Here is a 17,072-nt window from a genome sequence, read left to right on the forward strand (position 1 = left end):
CTATCCTTAAAATCCTCTAATATCCACAACATAAATTGTGTAGTTATTATCCACATATACATCAAAATCATTTAAGGTTAGCGATGAGGGTTGCCCCATTATTGCTTTGTTGATTTCATTGACAAAAATAGTATCTAACCTAAATACTTTGCGTTGAATTTGCTCTATTTCTTTATCAACTGCATTGTAATTATCCATAATTTCAAACATATTTACACCCGGTTGCCAAAAAAATTCTCTTACCATAACACAATCATTTTTTCCCTGATAATCTTGCAAAAAGGTTTTAAAAGTATCTGCAACAATATCTGCTTGTCTAGCAAATGTTTTTGGTCCTGCTATATGTTCTGTGCCATCTGCTGTTTTCCAGCCTATTGTATAGCTATTTCCACTTTGATAGGCTTGGATATAGACCCATTGATTCAAAGGATAGGGTTGTGAAGTTTTAACCATATCTACTGAATAATTTGTAATTTTTGAAGTGATTTGCAATGTCCCATCGGCATTAATTAAAGAGTGAAAATAATCATCTCTTACACCGCCACTTGCATTTTTATTCCATTCATTTCTGCTAAATATAATCTTGTCTGCAAAATCCGCATAAGAGGTAGCATAAATCCACATTCCAGCACTATTAATTGCAACTCTTGGGTCTCCACCACCACTTGCAGGGAAGTTTCTTCCATAAGTGTCTGCAAGAGCATTTGTTGCCCCTTGTGCCGTTTTATAACTTGTCCATTGATAGGTTTTTTCATTTTCTGAATCTATAAATTCATCTATTCTGCAAAAATTACTTTTATTATTGGGAGCAGCTAGATAATATAAAAGATTCCCATTTACATCTGTAACTTCTAGTAATATATCGGTTGTGCTATCAAAGGTAAAAGAATCTACCGGTAAAATCGCTTTTACTCCCTTTTGCCCCTCTGTGCCTTTTTTGGTTTCTTTAGCTTTTTTAAGCACTTCTTGAAGTTTATTTCCACTTAGGGTTTTACCTATTTTTGCATCCTCATAATTTTTTAGTTCATAGGCATTTACCAAACATAAACCCAAAAATAATGTTAAACAAAAATTTTTGAAAAACATCTTTTACTCCTTATTTAGTTAAAATATATTTTATTATATCGACTATTTTTCAAAAAACTAAAATAAATTTTTGCTTTTTGCTTTTGTTGCGTTTTTTGAGATGAGTTTTAGCGATTTTTTGTTATGCTTTGAGTTTTAAAATACTTTAATTATGGAGGATTCAAAATGAAAAAGAACATCGTGTTTTTCGAGGCAAGGGGCGGCAGCGACAAGGGACCTGATGGATATAGAAAAGATACTATGCCGATGGTAAATGCACTCAAGGCTAAGGGCTGGAATGCGGAAGTGGTGTTTTTTACCGATGAGATTTTGCGTGATGAAGCAGAGCGAAACAAAATCTATGAGCATGTCAAAAACACCGCTGATGGCTATGTCTCGCGTGTCAATCCGGGCAATCTCAAAGAGGAAAAGCTCTACTTTGATGTGTTGCGAAAGCTGTGTGAATCTGGGCTCGTGGGTATGCCACACCCCGATGCGATGATAGGCTATGGTGCTAAGGACGCACTAACTAAGCTAGCAGATACGCAGCTTGTGCCTAGCGATACTTATGCGTATTATGACCCTGCAGAGGCGAAGAGAATTGGCGTAGTATGGAGTGATAAGCATGATTTTAAAAAGACTTTCCCCAAAACTCTAGCCAAAGGTGAGAGGGTGCTAAAGCAAAACCGCGGCTCCACGGGTGAAGGAATCTGGCGTGTGCGATTAGAATCTGCTAGTGAGTATGGCAAGCTAGATTCACTCCCACTTGATACCAAAATCATCTGCACCGAGGCTAAAGACAACCACACAGAGGAACGAAGACTTGGCGAGTTTATGGACTTTTGTGAGCATTATTTGGTAGGCGATAATGGTATGCTTGTGGATATGACTTTCTTGCCGCGTATCAAAGAAGGTGAGATTAGAATCTTAATGCTGTATAAAACACCTGTGTATGTTGTGCATAAAAAACCAGCTGAAGGTGGCGATGCGTTTTCTGCGACACTCTTTAGCGGGGCAAAATACCGCTACGATGAGCCAAAGGATTGGCAAGCGCTTATTGATTGGTTTTTGGCACAACTCCCAGAGATTCGTTCTAAGCTCGGTAACTACGACTTGCCACTGATTTGGACAGCGGATTTTATCCTCGATACAGATGCAAATGGCAAGGATAAATATGTGCTAGGCGAGATTAACTGCTCGTGTGTGGGATTCACCTCTCCAGCGGAGTTTATGGAAAAAATCGCTGTTATGGTAGGCGATAATATCGTCAATATCGTGAGCGAGAAAAAGGCGTAAAATTTAAATTTCTTTAAAACTGCAATTTTAATTTCTAAAGCCAAATGGCTTTAGAAAACTTCTATACTTAAAATCAAATCATGCAAATAGCGGTAAATCGGTAAATTTCAAAACTCATTGGATTCCAAAATTACTCATTTTGTGTTTTCTTTGTAATTTTATAATCATTTAAGGAATTCATAATATTTTTTATCTTAGCATTTTTTAAAGCCAAGGAGTTGAAATGAAAATAAAAGTAGGCTTAGTGCAATTTTCTCCAAAATCTTACAATATCAAAAATAATATAAAAGAAGCTCTTTCTTTGGCTAAAAAGGCAGCTAAAAAAGGTGCAAAACTAATTGTGTTGCCAGAACTTTTTGATAGCGGTTATTGTATCGAAGATAAAGATAATGAATTTGCTATCAATTTCAGTGAAAATAGCTACACAATCAAAAAGCTAAAAGAATTTTGCAAAGAAAATGATGTATATATAGTAGCCTCATCCATACAAAAAGAAAAAACAAAACTTTATGATAGTGCCTATATCGTCTCAAAAAATGGAATCTTAGATACTTATAAAAAAACTCATCTTTGGGGAGATGAAAATAAGAGGTTTGAAAGGGGAGATAGTTTCAATGTTTTTGAGATTAATTTTGGGAATGCCTCTGTTAAGGTTGGTATTGGAATTTGCTATGAAATAGGCTTTGGCGAGATAGCTAGAGAATTTGCCCTAAAAGGTGCTAAGATATTGATTTATCCTTCGGCTTTTGGCAAACAAAGGCTTTATGTTTGGGATTTGGCAAGTAGAGCTAGGGCGCTTGAAAATGGAGTTTTTGTCTTGGCTTGCAATAGAAGTGGCAAAGAAGTTAGTAAATTAAATGGCAAAATTTTAAGTTTTGCTGGACATTCTAGAATCATAAATCCTAAGGGAGAAATTATCAAAGAAATCAAAGATAAAAGCGGGGTTTGTGTAGTAAATCTCGATTTAAATGAGGTGGATTTGCAAAGAGAGAATCTGCCTTATTTGAGGGATTTAAATCTAACTCTGTTTAGGGGTTAATCACTAATAAAGGAGATTTTATGGCAAAAGAAATTTTAGTTGCTTATGGTGTAGATATAGATGCAGTTGCTGGTTGGCTTGGCTCTTATGGTGGGGAAGATTCTCCTGATGATATTTCAAGAGGGCTTTTTGCTGGAGAGGTTGGCGTCCCTAGGCTTTTAAATTTGTTTAAAAAATATAATTTGCCTTCTACTTGGTTTGCACCGGGACATTCTATAGAAACATTCCCCGAACAGATGAAAATGATAGTAGATGCAGGTTGTGAGATAGGAGCGCATGGGTATTCACATGAAAATCCTATAGCTATGACTGCTAAGCAAGAAGAAGATGTTTTGCTTAAAAATATCGAACTTATAAAGGATTTAACAGGCAAAAAACCAAGCGGTTATGTGGCACCTTGGTGGGAATTTTCAAATATAACAAATGAGCTTTTATTAAAACATGGTATCAAATACGATCATTCTTTGATGCACAACGATTTTACTCCATATTATGTGAGGGTTGGCGATAAATGGACAAAGATTGATTATAGTTTGGAGGCTAAAGATTGGATGAAGCCTTTGGTGAGAGGACAAGAAACAGATTTAGTGGAAATACCGGCTAACTGGTATTTAGATGACTTACCGCCTATGATGTTTATCAAAAAATCCCCAAATAGCTTTGGCTTTATTTCCCCTAGAGATATAGGGCAAATGTGGATAGATCAATTTGACTGGGTTTATGAAAATATGGATTATGCTATCTTTGCTATGACTATACACCCTGATGTGAGTGGTCGCCCTCAAGTTCTGCTTATGCACCAAAGGATAATCGAGCATATCAATAAGCATGAGGGTGTGCGTTGGGTAACTTTAAATGAAATGGCAGATGATTTCATCAAAAGATGTCCTAGGAAAAAATAAATGTGTGTATTATGCGGAGAGATGATAAGCTCTTTTCATTGGAGCGATCTTTCTTTTGATGAGCAAGGTGCTAATTTGAGCGCCTTGCAAGATCAAAGAGATAGAATGAGAGCTAGGCTAAAAAGAGTGAAAATTCTAAATGAGATTTTGTCTTTTTATCGACTTAATATCAAAGAATGGCAAGGCTCTAAATTTATCCTTAGTGATTTGGTGGGAAAAAGCGTGATTGTGAATGATTTGGGTGATTTGTGGCAAAAAGTGCAAGAGTTAAGCAAAAAAGAAATAGATTTATTAGATGATAACTTTATAAAATTTATGCAAGATAAAAATGGCTAAGATAGCAGTTAATATAGTAACAGGCTTTTTAGGAAGCGGAAAAACAACTTTTTTAAGTGAGCTTTTGCGAGATAGCAGGGAAAATATCGCTGTTTTAGTCAATGAATTTGGAGATAGCGGACTTGATGATAGTATTTTGGCGTCATTTTTTGTAGAAGAACAAACGATTTTACTCAATCAAGGCTGTATTTGCTGCAATAGAAGACAAGATTTGGCAGATAAACTAAAAGAGATTTTGAATCTTTATCATACAAGTGGCAAAAAATTGGATAAAGTTGTGATAGAAACTACCGGTCTTGCTACGATAGAACCGATACTTTTTACTATATTAAGTGATACCTTTTTGCAAAATCATTTTTTTGTGAATGCGGTTTTTACTTGCATTGATTCTTTAAATGGCTTAGAGCATCTCAAAAATGAGGAAAATATCGCACAAATTGTCAATTCAGATTATTTGCTCATCACCAAAACAGATATTAAGCAAGATACTAAAATGCTAGAAAAGGAGCTTAGAAGCTTGAATTATTCGGCATTGATTTTTAATAAAAATGAATTTTGTAATGATGAATTTTTTAATATCAATTTCAAAAAAAGATTGGTAAATAATCCAAAAAATTTAAATTCCCACAATACAAATATCAAAACCATTTCTCTCAATATTCAAGGTAAAATGGATTGGAGTGCATTTGGTATCTGGCTTTCGGCACTTTTGTATAAATATGGAGACAAAATTTTACGAGTAAAGGGATTGTTGAATATTAATGATGAATATTTAATCAATGTCAATGGAGTGCGACATCTTGTTTATCCGCCCATACATATTAAAAAAACCAAAACATATATGGAATCTAATTTGGTTTTTATTAGCAAAGAAATGGATTTGGATAAAGTTTTTTCTTCGCTGCAATCATTTTCAAAACTTTTAAATATCCAAATACAAACTTGCTAATTTATTGTGCTGTGGAGTAAAGATCGGTGCTTAAATACCGCTCCCCTGTGTCGCAAAGAATCGTTACGATATTTTTGCCCGGATATTTCTTTGCCATTTCGCACGCACCCCAGAGATTTGCACCGCTTGAGATTCCCACCAGCACACCCTCGTTTTTAGCGATTTTGCGCGATTCTTCTGCGGCAAGTTCAGCATCAACTTGCAAAATCTTATCAATAAGGCTTGTATCCAAAGTTTCTGGGATAAATCCTGCACCGATACCCTGAATCTTGTGCGGTCCGGGATTACCACCACTAAGAACGGGAGAGTTAATAGGCTCCACCGCGATGACTTTGATATTGGGATTTTTTGCCTTAAGCACTGCACCTATGCCACTTAGACTCCCGCCTGTGCCCACAGCACTCACAAATATATCAATCTTACCTTCTAAAGCTTCCCAAATTTCTAATGCGGTAGTTTTTCTGTGAATCTCTGGATTTGCTGGGTTTTGGAATTGTTGCAGTACAAGTGAATTTGGGATTTCTTTTTGCAATTCCAAAGCACGATTGACTGCCCCTTTCATTCCTTGTGAAGCAGGGGTTAGCTCTAGTTTTGCCCCAAAAGCACTAAGCAGTTTGCGTCTCTCGATACTCATAGATTCTGGCATTGTGAGGATTAGCTTAATCCCCTTAGCAGCACAAATTGATGCTAGTCCGATACCTGTGTTGCCACTGGTTGGCTCGATGAGAGTTGTATTTGCGTTGATTTTACCTTCATTAAGGGCAGATTCAATCATATTAAGCGCGATTCTATCTTTGATTGAACCACTTGGATTTAAAAATTCGCATTTAGCATAGATGTTTGCCCCACTTTCTTTGGAGAGATGATTTAAAAACAAAAGCGGAGTATTTCCGATAATTTCTGTAATGCAATGAGCTACTTTCATAATAAAACCTTAAATCAATCAATATTTTTTATCAAAAAGTAAATTTAGCCTAAAAGAAAATATTTTGTCAAGATTTTTGGTATCTTTTGTGTGAAAAATGTTTCATTTGCAAACATAAAGGAATAAAAATAAAAGTTTAAAATTTTTTTATCTATTGTTTTAAGAAAAAATTTTGTATGATTTATGAAATTTATCGATAAAAATTAGGAGAGATCAATGAGCTTTTTTGAAGAATATCAAGAACAAGTTAAACAGCGTGCAAAACAAAATGTCCCCCCACTTCCATTGACAAAGGAACAAGTGAGTGAAGTGATTGCTTTGTTGAAAAAGGGGGAAAGACAAGAAGAATTGGTTGAATTAATTTCAAATCGTGTTTCTCCGGGTGTTGATGAAGCTGCCAAAGTAAAAGCGGCATTTTTGAATGAAATTGTAGAGGGGAAAATTAGCATTAATGGAATCTCTAAAACTCTAGCAATTAAACTTCTAGGAAGTATGCTTGGTGGTTATAACATTGCCCCTTTAATTAATACGCTAAAATCAAACGATAGTGAGGTTGCAAAGTCTGCCGCAGAAGCCCTAAAACACACTTTGTTGGTTTATGATTCATTTGGTGAAGTCGTGGAATTAAGCAAAAACAATGCTTATGCTAAAGAAGTTTTAGAATCTTGGGCAAATGCAGAGTGGTTTTTGGCAAAAGAGCCATTGGCTGAAAAAATTACAGCGGTAGTTTTTAAGGTTGATGGGGAAACTAATACCGATGATTTAAGCCCAGCTGGTGATGCCTTTACAAGAAGTGATATTCCACTCCACGCACAAGCAATGCTAAAAAGTCGCACACAAAACGCATTTGGCAGAATTGAAGAACTAAAGAAAAAAGGTTATCCGCTTGTTTATGTGGGCGATGTTGTAGGGACAGGAAGCTCGAGAAAATCAGCTTGCAATTCTCTTGTATGGCATATGGGAAGGGATATTCCCTATATTCCAAATAAAAAGGCTGGTGGTTTGGTGATAGGGGGTGTGATTGCTCCTATTTTCTTTAATACCTGTGAAGATAGCGGTTGTTTGCCTATTGTAGCTCCTGTGGGCGAATTAAACGAAGGTGATGTAATAGATATTTATCCTTATAAGGGCGAGATTTGCAAAAATGGGTCAGTGGTTTCAAAATTTAGTCTAAAACCTAATACTTTAGCAGATGAAATAAGAGCAGGTGGCAGGATTAATCTAATCATTGGTAGAGGTTTGACCACAAAAGCTAGGGAGGCTTTAAAGCTTCCTAAAGAAGATATTTTTGCAAAACCTCAAGTGCCACAAGGAGAGGCAAAAGGATTTACTTTGGCTCAAAAAATGGTTGGAAAAGCTTGTGGGGTAGAAGGAATTTTGCCCGGCACTTATTGTGAGCCTAGAGTTAGCACAGTTGGTAGTCAAGATACTACAGGGGCAATGACAAGAGATGAAATCAAAGAACTTGCTTCTTTGGGATTTAGTGCGGATTTTGTGTTGCAAAGTTTCTGCCATACTGCTGCTTATCCAAAACCAGCGGATGTAAATTTACATGCAACTTTACCTCAATTTATGAGTAGTCGCGGTGGAGTGGCATTAAAGCCCGGTGATGGCGTTATTCACTCTTGGCTTAATCGCATGGTATTGCCAGATAGTGTAGGGACAGGAGGAGATTCGCACACTCGATTCCCAATAGGCATTAGTTTTCCTGCGGGAAGTGGGTTAGTTGCTTTTGCGGCAGTTACGGGGTCTATGCCTCTTGATATGCCAGAATCTGTGCTTGTAAGATTTAAAGGCAAAATGCAACCGGGTATTACTTTGCGAGATTTGGTGAATGCAATTCCTTATTATGCAATTAAGCAAGGTTTGCTAACGGTAGAAAAAAAGGGCAAAAAAAATATTTTTAGTGGAAGGATTTTGGAGATTGAAGGATTGCCAAATTTGAAAGTTGAACAAGCTTTTGAATTGAGTGATGCGAGTGCAGAAAGAAGTGCTGCAGCTTGCAGTATTGCTTTGAATAAAGAACCAATTATTGAATATCTAAAATCTAATATTGCATTGATTGAAGCAATGATTCAAGCAGGGTATCAAGATGCAAAAACTCTTAAAAGAAGAGCGGAAAAAATGCAAGAATGGATTGATAATCCAGTATTGTTAAAGGCAGATTCTAATGCAGAATATGCGGCAATCATTGAGATTAATCTTGATGAAATTACTGAACCAATCCTTGCTTGTCCAAATGATCCTGATGATGTGGCGACATTGAGTGAAATTTTGGCAAATCCAAATCGTCCGCATAAAATCGATGAAGTTTTTGTTGGAAGTTGTATGACGAATATCGGGCATTATCGTGCTTTAGGGGAAGTTTTAAGAGGCGAGGGAATGGTGCCAACGACATTATGGGTTGCTCCACCAACCAAAATGGACGCAAAAGAATTGGTAGAAGAGGGTTATTATTCGCTCTTTGGTGCGGCAGGAGCTAGGATAGAAATACCGGGATGTAGCTTGTGTATGGGAAATCAAGCGCGCGTAAGAGATAATGCAGTGGTGTTTTCAACTTCTACAAGAAATTTTGATAATCGAATGGGTAAGGGTGCGCAAGTGTATTTGGGAAGTGCAGAATTAGCAGCAATCTGTGCTTTGCTTGGCAGAATCCCAACCAAAAAAGAATATTTAGAATTAATCCCTAAAAAAATAGAAGGCAAAGAGGAGCAAATCTATCGTTATTTGAATTTTAATCTCTTGGAAAATTGGGAATTAAATTGATTTAAGAGCTAGATTGAGATTGCAAAAGATTGTAATCTCAATCTTTGTAAAATGCTTTATTAAAATTTTGATTATTTGGCAATTGCTCTTAAATTATGTTTTTATCTCTAAAATGTTTTAAGTCAATTTAACTTTTTTAATTCTTTAATTGCAATCGAGCAATTTTAATAGGATAAAATGCTACTTGAAATGTTTATTTTGAAATAGAATATTTGGTAGAAAATTTAAGAAGCATGCCATTTAAAATTAGAAATTTTAAAAAAGAGAGAAAATTGCTATTTTTGGAAATTGTTTATTTTAAGAAAACCACTGATTATTCATTCACGGCTTCCTTTATGCACAAATAAAACCTCCAAACTAGAGTTTTAATTTGTGGATTCTAACAAGCTTTTGGCTTGTTAGCAAATTTCAATATTGAGAATCTTATCTCCCTGTTTTATAGAATCTAATACTTTTAGGCTATCCTTATCTTCTATTTGTCCAAAAACGGTGTGTTCTCCATCTAAGTGCGGTTGTGGGGCAAAACAGATGAAAAACTGACTTCCTCCTGTATCTCTTCCTGCATGAGCCATAGATAAAGTGCCGCGTAAATGTTTATGGGGATTGTTTTGTAATTCACATTTGATTCTGTATTCTGGTCCCCCTCTGCCATCACCATTTGGACAACCGCCTTGTGCTACAAATCCTGCAATAACGCGATGAAAATTAAGATTGTTATAAAATCCACTTTTTGCCAAAGAGGCGAAATTTGCAACAGTATTTGGTGCTGCTTCTGGAAAAAGTTTGATTTTCATATCGCCTTTTTCTGTGTGGATTATGGCATTTTGCAAAGCAGCAAGTTCATCTTTTGAGAGATTAAAATCTTTTAGTTCCATATTGTTTCCTTGTAAAACTTCAATTAAAGAGTTTTATTGTAGTATTTTATTGCTTAAAACAATAATTAGATGGGAGTGAAAAATGGCTAAAGTGATTTTGTTTTTGCTCTTGGTGGGGAATCTCTATGCACAATATCCAACTTGGATTAAAAATGGTTTGAAAATTGTCGCTTCATTTGGGACGCAGGATTTTAAAGAGGGTTATGGGATTGTTATTAATGAGGGATTAATTTTGACAAGTTCAAGTTTGGTTTATGAAAAAGATAGGGCAAAAGAGATTGTTTTGTATAATAGCGAATCTTTGGAAGAACCCATAACTTGCCTTAGCCATGCACAAATTTTGGCATTAGATGATACTTTGGGATTGGCGATATTAAAAGCGTATAATTTTACAGATATTTATTGTAATGTATTGCCTAAACCTAATTTTCGACTTTTGCATTTTAAGAGTAAATTTTTTGATATTTTAAAAAAACCTGTGGAAATCTCTAATGCAGAAGGTTTAATGATTTCTTATTTTTTGGAGCAAGAATGGCTGAATTTTGGCATAGAAAAAATAAGTTGGCAAGATTTGCAAACAATGCTGCAAGAAAATAAAAAAAATCTTCTTGGAATGCCTTTGTTTGCGGGGAATGATTTTTTGGGAATCCTTGTGCAAAAAAGAGAAAAGCAACATCTTTCACTTCTAAAACATCAAGAAATTTTAGAATTTTTGTACAAAATCAATCAAAATACAGCGATTTTAGAATCAATGCCTGCTTATAAAAAAACTTGTGATTTAATCAAAATTAACCGCGATATTAGCAAGAATAAAGTTAAATGAAAGTATAATTAAAAATTGTTAGCTCACACGATGAAGGGGATAAATGTCTGATTTGTTAAACCAAGATATCCAAAATGTCAATATTGAAGATTCTATTAAAGAAAGCTATCTTGATTATTCAATGAGTGTTATAGTTGGACGCGCATTGCCAGATGCAAGAGATGGTCTAAAACCTGTGCATAGAAGAATTTTATATGCAATGTATGAGCTCGGTGTAACTTCAAAAGCTAAGTATAAAAAGTCTGCAAGAATCGTAGGTGATGTAATAGGTAAATATCACCCTCACGGAGATACAGCTGTTTATGATGCACTTGTTAGAATGGCACAAGATTTTTCTATGCGTTTAGAGCTTGTTGATGGGCAAGGAAACTTTGGTAGTATTGATGGGGATAGTGCCGCTGCTATGCGTTATACAGAAGCCAAAATGACACAAGCAGCAGAAGAAGTTTTGAGAGATATTGATAAAGATACAGTAGATTTTCTCCCTAATTATGATGATACACTAAAAGAGCCAGATATTCTTCCAAGTCGTTTGCCAAATTTGCTTATTAATGGCTCTAATGGGATTGCTGTGGGTATGGCTACAAATATTCCACCCCATAGAGTAGATGAAATTATTGATGCTTTGGTGTATTTGATTGATAATCCCAAAGCAGAATTAAACGAAATTTTGCAATTTGTTGAAGGTCCAGATTTTCCAACAGGTGGTATTATCTATGGTAAAAATGGAATAAGAGAGGCTTATGAAACAGGGAGAGGGCGCATTAAAGTCCGCGCTAAAACACATATTGAAAAAACCAAAACAAAAGATATTATTGTAATTGATGAGATTCCCTATCAGGTCAATAAAGCAAGACTTGTAGAGCAAATTGCCGAATTAGCTAAAGAGAAGGTTATTGAAGGCATTTCTGAAGTGCGTGATGAATCTGATAGAGAGGGGATTAGAGTTGTTATTGAGCTAAAACGAGAGGCAATGAGCGAGATTGTGCTTAATCACCTTTTTAAATCAACCCCTATGGAAAGTACTTTTGGTATTATTTTGCTTGCAATTTACAACAAAGAGCCAAAAATATTTACACTTTTGGAGTTGTTGGGATTATTTATTTCTCATCGCAAAAGCGTAGTAATAAGACGCACAATTTTTGAATTAGAAAAAGCTAAGGCTAGAGCACATATTTTGGAGGGATTAAGAATAGCCTTAGAAAATATTGATGAAATTGTTTCTTTGATACGCTCAAGTAGCGATCCAAAGGTAGCCAAAGAAGGCTTAATTTCTCAATTTAATCTAAGTGAAATCCAAGCACAAGCAATTTTAGATATGCGATTGCAAAGATTGACAGGTTTGGAGAGAGAAAAAATCGAAAATGAATACCAAGAATTACTCAAAGAAATTGAATATTTAAATTCAATTCTAAGAAGCGAGGAATTGCTTAATAAAATCATCAAAGAAGAATTATTAGAAGTCAAAGAAAAGTTTAGCACAAAACGACTTACTGCTATTGAAGAAGATTATGAAAGCATTGATATGGAAGATTTGATTCCTAATGAAGCAGTGGTTGTAACAATGAGCCATCGTGGATATGTAAAGAGAGTGCCGGTTCGAACCTATGAAAAACAAAATAGGGGAGGCAAAGGGAAAATTTCTGCTAACACCCATGATGATGATTTTATAGAGAGCTTTTTTGTATCTGATACGCACGATACAATAATGTTTATCACTAATAAAGGGCAATTGTATTGGTTGAAAGTTTATAAGATTCCAGAAGCTAGTCGCACAGCAATTGGGAAAGCTGTTGTGAATCTTATCAATCTAGCACCTGATGAAAAGATTATGGCAACCATCACAACAAAAGATTTTAATGAGGATAAATCTATCGCGTTTTTCACCAAAAATGGTATTATCAAACGCACTAATTTAAGTGAATTTAAAAATATTAGAAGTGTTGGGGTTAGGGCAATTAACTTAGATGAAAATGATGAGCTTGTAACTGCAAAAATCATTTCTCCAGCAATCCAGCAAATTTTGGTAGTAACTTATGAAGGTATGTGTGTAAGATTTAGCGTTGATAATGTGCGTGAGATTGGTAGAGTGGCACGAGGGGTGACTGCTATTAAATTTAAAATACCAAAAGACTATGTAATTGGTGCAACAGTGGTTTCTAATGAAAATGAGGAAATTTTAAGCGTAAGCGAAAAAGGAATAGGAAAACGCACAGAAATCAATGAATATAGAATCACAAATCGTGGTGGTAAGGGCGTTATTGCCATGAAGCTAACTAGCAAAACAGGAAAATTAGTTGGCGTAGTCAATGTAGATGAAAATATGGATTTAATGGTGCTTACTTCTAGTGGAAAGATGATACGCGTAGATATGCAAACAATCCGCAAAGCAGGACGCGCTACAAGTGGAGTTATTATTGTTAATGTCGATGATGATAAGGTTGTTTCTATAGCGAGGTGTCCAAAAGAGGAAAAAGAAGAAGAAGTAATCGAAGAAGAAAATGGTTTGTTAGATTTGAAAAATGAGGAATGATGCAAAAAATTTTGATAGGGATTTTTCTTTGCAGTTTCATAGAAGCATCAGAATATATTTTTTCTTATAGAGTAGCAGTAGAGAATGGAATTGTTTTAAGCGAAAAATACTATTTTTCTCCTGCTATGGTAAATGCAGAAACGCTAAATAAAGTCAAGAATCCTTATAAACAATGTGAAATAGTCCATAATGCAAAAAGCGAAAAAGAGTTTTTGAAATATTCAAAAGAAGATATTTTAGAGTGTTTTTTTAAATGGGGAGTGAAATTAGAAGATAGAAGCACAGCAAGTGATTATAAGGGTGCTTATATTAGTTTTTTGTCTATTCCAGCAACAAGAATTAAAATAGAATATGAAAGCGGGATTGCAAAAATCTATCACCTTATGGCAAACACAAAGGAGCAAAGATGAAAATAGCGATTGTTGAAGATGATATCAATATGCGTAAATCTTTGGAGATTGCATTAGCTGAATATGAAGAATTTGAAGTTGTTAGCTTCAAGAGTGCTAAAGATGCACTTAAGAAATTAGATGACAGCATTGACTTGGTGATTACTGATATTAATATGCCTCAAATGGACGGGATAGAATTTTTACGCACTCTTAATGGGCGTTATGAAGCACTTATTATTACTGGAAATGCAACTTTAAATAAAGCCATTGATTCAATTAGATTGGGTGTTAAGGATTTTTTGACAAAACCTTTTGATATTGAAACGCTTGTAGAAGCGATTCATCGCGCCAAAAAGGCTAAAGAGATTATCACCAAAACGCCCAAAAAGAATACGATTGAACAAAAGCATAGTTTCATCGCTACTTCACCTGCATTACAAAAAGCACTCAATCTTGCCAATAAGGCAGCCAAAACAGATGCTTCTGTTTTGCTTTTGGGTGAAAGTGGAGTAGGCAAAGAGCTTTTTGCTAATTATATTCACAATAACTCCCCAAGAGTTAAAGCGCCTTTTGTGGCTATTAATATGGCGGCTATTCCAGAAAATTTGCTAGAATCTGAACTTTTTGGATATGAAAAAGGGGCTTTTACAGATGCCACAGAAGGAAGAGCGGGAAAATTTGAAAATGCCAATGGAGGGACTATTTTTTTAGATGAAATAGGGGAGATGCCCGCTAACTTGCAAGCTAAACTCTTGCGTGTATTGCAAGAAAAAGAGGTTGTAAGATTAGGCAGCAATAAGCCTATTAAGGTGGATATTCGTTTTGTAGCAGCAACCAATGCAGATATTCAAAAGAAAATCAAAAAAGGCGAATTTCGAGAGGATTTGTTTTTTAGATTGCAAACAATTCCAATCAATATTCCAGCACTAAGGGAGAGGCTAGAGGAAATTATCCCGCTTTGTGAATGGAAGCTTGAAGAAGTGGATAAACAATATGGAATAGGGAAGAAAAAATGGGGGAAGGGAGCTAAAGAGCAATTACTTTCTTATAAGTGGCCCGGCAATATCAGGGAGCTTTTGTCAGTAGTTGAGAGGGCGGCAATATTGTGTGAGAATGATACTATTATGCCAGAAGATTTGTTTTTGAGTTCAAGAGAAGGTGGAGGTGCTAAGAAAATTGCTAGCTTAGAAGAAGAGTTGATTTATGAAGCATTGAAGGCTGCAGATTCGGATATTGATAATGCTGCACAAATGCTTGGTATGCAAAAAGAGATTTTGCAAAGCAAAATGAATCATTATAATATTAAACTTTAAAAAGGAGAAAAAATGAAAAAATTTAATGTGGCAGTTGTTGGGGCTACTGGAGCTGTAGGTGAAGAGATTTTTAGAATCTTAGAAGAGCGAAATTTTCCTATCAATAAACTTGTTCCTCTAGCAAGTGCAAGAAGCGTTGGCAGGGAGATTAGCTATAAAGGCGAAACTTATAAAGTGCAAGAGCTTACGCACAATGTTTTTGAGGAAGAGGATATTGAAATTGCGTTTTTCTCTGCTGGAGGAAGCATTAGTGCTGAATTTGCATCTAGTGCTGCTAAGGCTGGTGCTGTTGTGATTGATAATACAAGTCATTTTAGAATGCAAGAAAATGTCCCATTAGTCGTGCCTGAAGTAAATCCACAAGATATTGCATTGTGGGAGAAAACCGGCATTATTGCAAATCCTAATTGTTCTACAATCCAAATGGTGCATATTTTGGCACCTTTGCACAGAGCATTTGGAATCAAAAGGGTTGATGTTAGCACTTATCAAGCGGTTTCTGGAGCTGGCAAAAAAGGAATGGAAGAGCTAGTGTTGCAAATGCAAAAATTCTTTGATTTTTCATTAGATTCTGTTGAGCCAAAAGCCTTTCCACATAGAATTGCCTTAAATCTTATTCCACATATCGATGTATTTTTGGATAATGATTACACAAAAGAAGAGATGAAAATGATTAAAGAAACTAATAAAATTATGCATAGTGATTTTGCAGTAAGTGCCACTTGCGTGCGTGTGCCTGTTTTGCGAAGTCATAGTGAATCTATCACAATCACTTTTGAACAAGAAATTACCGCAGATGTCGCTAAAGATGTATTAAGCAAAGCAGAATCGGTGGTGCTTGTGGATAATCCAAAAGAAAAATCTTATCCTATGCCAAGCCTTGCAACTGATACTGATGAGACTTATGTAGGAAGAATCCGCGTAGATAATTATGATAAGCATATTTTGCACCTTTGGTGTGTGGCAGACCAAATTCGTGTAGGTGCTGCCACGAATGCTGTAAGAATTGCAGAAAAATGGATAAAAATGCAAAAGTAGTTTTAATGTCAAAAATAGAATCTATTCTTTTTGTTTGTTTGGGGAATATTTGTCGCTCGCCTTTGGCAGAGGGGATTGCAAGGGATTTGGCACAAAAAAGAGGGTTAGAGCTCAAAATTGATTCTGCTGGCACGAGTGGTTGGCATATTGATGAGCCACCTTGTGCAAATTCTATCGCGATTGCTAGAAAATATGGAATTGATATTTCAAGCCTTAGAGGGAGAAAAGTTAGCGTATATGGCGATGATGTATTTGATTGGATTGTGGCAATGGATAAGCAAAATTATCACGATTTATTGAAAATGGGATTTGATGAAAACAAAGTAAAGTTTATAGGGGATTTTGGCTTAGAAGGTCAAGAGATTCCTGACCCATACTATTATAAAAATTTAGAAGGATTTGAAAAGATTTTTGCAATGCTAAAAACCGCTATTGCTGAGATGTATAAGCAGTTAAGCTAGGTATTGTATTGGATATTAAAGCCTATTTTTGGGAGATTGAAGAAATTTTCGTCAAGATAAAAAATATTGTGATAGCCCATTTCTGCAAGTTTATCTCCAAACTCCGCAGCAGTTGCACCGCTATGGCAATAAAGTAGAATCTTTTTGTCTGGATTTTCTTGGGCAATGTAGCTAATTCGTTGTAAAGATTCGATGTTTAGAGCATTTTGTATGTGACTAATAAGAAAATATCCTCTAGAGCGTAAATCAATGATGATAAATTCTTCTTGCTTATCCTTAGCTGGATTAAATGGGGTGGCAAGACTTTTGTGCTTGAGATACATTTGCTTCCTTTTGAAAAATTAGCTAAAATTTTTTGA

Annotated in this window: 16 protein-coding genes; 12 read left to right on the forward strand and 4 right to left on the reverse strand. The window is 35.5% G+C overall.

The window, feature by feature from the left end:
* Positions 1–6: 6 nt before the first annotated feature.
* Complete coding sequence (locus tag EL247_RS04060; protein WP_054197786.1) at positions 7–1,086, reverse strand: hypothetical protein; 1,080 nt, start codon at positions 1,084–1,086, stop codon at positions 7–9.
* Between the two features lie 165 nt (positions 1,087–1,251).
* Here EL247_RS04060 and EL247_RS04065 point away from each other — a divergent pair, with 165 nt between their 5' ends.
* From EL247_RS04065 to EL247_RS04085, 5 genes are all read left to right on the forward strand, one after another.
* Positions 1,252–2,361 carry a Cj0069 family protein gene (locus tag EL247_RS04065; protein WP_065827980.1) on the forward strand — a complete coding sequence of 370 codons (1,110 nt, stop codon included), beginning with the start codon at positions 1,252–1,254 and terminating at the stop codon, positions 2,359–2,361.
* A gap of 223 nt (positions 2,362–2,584) precedes the next feature.
* Complete coding sequence (locus tag EL247_RS04070) at positions 2,585–3,400, forward strand: carbon-nitrogen hydrolase family protein (protein ID WP_126442029.1); 816 nt, start codon at positions 2,585–2,587, stop codon at positions 3,398–3,400.
* Between the two features lie 20 nt (positions 3,401–3,420).
* Positions 3,421–4,302 (forward strand): polysaccharide deacetylase family protein, encoded by an 882-nt coding sequence (locus tag EL247_RS04075; RefSeq protein ID WP_005021192.1) that lies wholly within the window; start codon positions 3,421–3,423, stop codon positions 4,300–4,302.
* Positions 4,303–4,638 carry a hypothetical protein gene (locus EL247_RS04080; RefSeq protein WP_005021191.1) on the forward strand — a complete coding sequence of 112 codons (336 nt, stop codon included), beginning with the start codon at positions 4,303–4,305 and terminating at the stop codon, positions 4,636–4,638.
* Positions 4,631–5,587, forward strand: a complete 957-nt coding sequence (locus tag EL247_RS04085; protein ID WP_065827978.1) for a CobW family GTP-binding protein — start codon at positions 4,631–4,633, stop codon at positions 5,585–5,587. The genes EL247_RS04080 and EL247_RS04085 overlap by 8 nt, the downstream gene beginning before the upstream one ends.
* Position 5,588: 1 nt before the next feature.
* On the opposite strand, the gene cysK is transcribed toward EL247_RS04085, so the two are convergent.
* Positions 5,589–6,512 (reverse strand): cysteine synthase A, encoded by a 924-nt coding sequence (cysK, locus tag EL247_RS04090; protein WP_104745244.1) that lies wholly within the window; start codon positions 6,510–6,512, stop codon positions 5,589–5,591.
* A gap of 216 nt (positions 6,513–6,728) precedes the next feature.
* Between cysK and acnB the strand changes: the two genes are divergently transcribed.
* A complete protein-coding gene (gene acnB / locus EL247_RS04095; RefSeq protein ID WP_126442030.1) occupies positions 6,729–9,278 on the forward strand; it encodes a bifunctional aconitate hydratase 2/2-methylisocitrate dehydratase in 2,550 nt (849 codons plus the stop codon).
* Between the two features lie 398 nt (positions 9,279–9,676).
* Here the strand turns inward: acnB and EL247_RS04100 are convergent, their stop codons facing one another.
* Positions 9,677–10,153, reverse strand: a complete 477-nt coding sequence (locus tag EL247_RS04100; RefSeq protein ID WP_005021186.1) for a peptidylprolyl isomerase — start codon at positions 10,151–10,153, stop codon at positions 9,677–9,679.
* Between the two features lie 82 nt (positions 10,154–10,235).
* Between EL247_RS04100 and EL247_RS04105 the strand changes: the two genes are divergently transcribed.
* From EL247_RS04105 to EL247_RS04130, 6 genes are read left to right on the forward strand one after another with little or no spacing between them, the layout of a single operon-like run.
* Positions 10,236–10,976 carry a hypothetical protein gene (locus EL247_RS04105; RefSeq protein WP_197720460.1) on the forward strand — a complete coding sequence of 247 codons (741 nt, stop codon included), beginning with the start codon at positions 10,236–10,238 and terminating at the stop codon, positions 10,974–10,976.
* A 43-nt stretch (positions 10,977–11,019) separates the two neighbouring features.
* Entirely contained in the window at positions 11,020–13,509 is a 2,490-nt protein-coding gene (gene gyrA / locus EL247_RS04110) for a DNA topoisomerase (ATP-hydrolyzing) subunit A (protein WP_126442031.1), read from the forward strand.
* Positions 13,509–13,919, forward strand: a complete 411-nt coding sequence (locus EL247_RS04115) for a hypothetical protein (protein ID WP_040499602.1) — start codon at positions 13,509–13,511, stop codon at positions 13,917–13,919. The genes gyrA and EL247_RS04115 overlap by 1 nt, the downstream gene beginning before the upstream one ends.
* Positions 13,916–15,214, forward strand: coding sequence for a sigma-54-dependent transcriptional regulator (locus EL247_RS04120; RefSeq protein ID WP_126442032.1), 1,299 nt, complete (start codon positions 13,916–13,918; stop codon positions 15,212–15,214). Before EL247_RS04115 ends, EL247_RS04120 begins: the two co-directional genes overlap by 4 nt.
* 12 nt (positions 15,215–15,226) lie before the next feature.
* A complete protein-coding gene (locus EL247_RS04125) occupies positions 15,227–16,252 on the forward strand; it encodes an aspartate-semialdehyde dehydrogenase (protein WP_126442033.1) in 1,026 nt (341 codons plus the stop codon).
* A 5-nt stretch (positions 16,253–16,257) separates the two neighbouring features.
* Positions 16,258–16,713: a low molecular weight protein-tyrosine-phosphatase gene (locus tag EL247_RS04130; protein WP_104745327.1), complete on the forward strand. Its 456-nt coding sequence runs from the start codon at positions 16,258–16,260 to the stop codon at positions 16,711–16,713.
* Here EL247_RS04130 and EL247_RS04135 read toward each other — a convergent pair.
* Positions 16,710–17,036, reverse strand: a complete 327-nt coding sequence (locus tag EL247_RS04135) for a rhodanese-like domain-containing protein (RefSeq protein ID WP_054195026.1) — start codon at positions 17,034–17,036, stop codon at positions 16,710–16,712. The genes EL247_RS04130 and EL247_RS04135 overlap by 4 nt on opposite strands.
* Between the last annotated feature and the right edge of the window lie 36 nt (positions 17,037–17,072).

Origin of the sequence: Helicobacter pullorum, assembly GCF_900638355.1 — a bacterium.
In the GTDB taxonomy this organism is placed as follows: domain Bacteria; phylum Campylobacterota; class Campylobacteria; order Campylobacterales; family Helicobacteraceae; genus Helicobacter_D; species Helicobacter_D pullorum.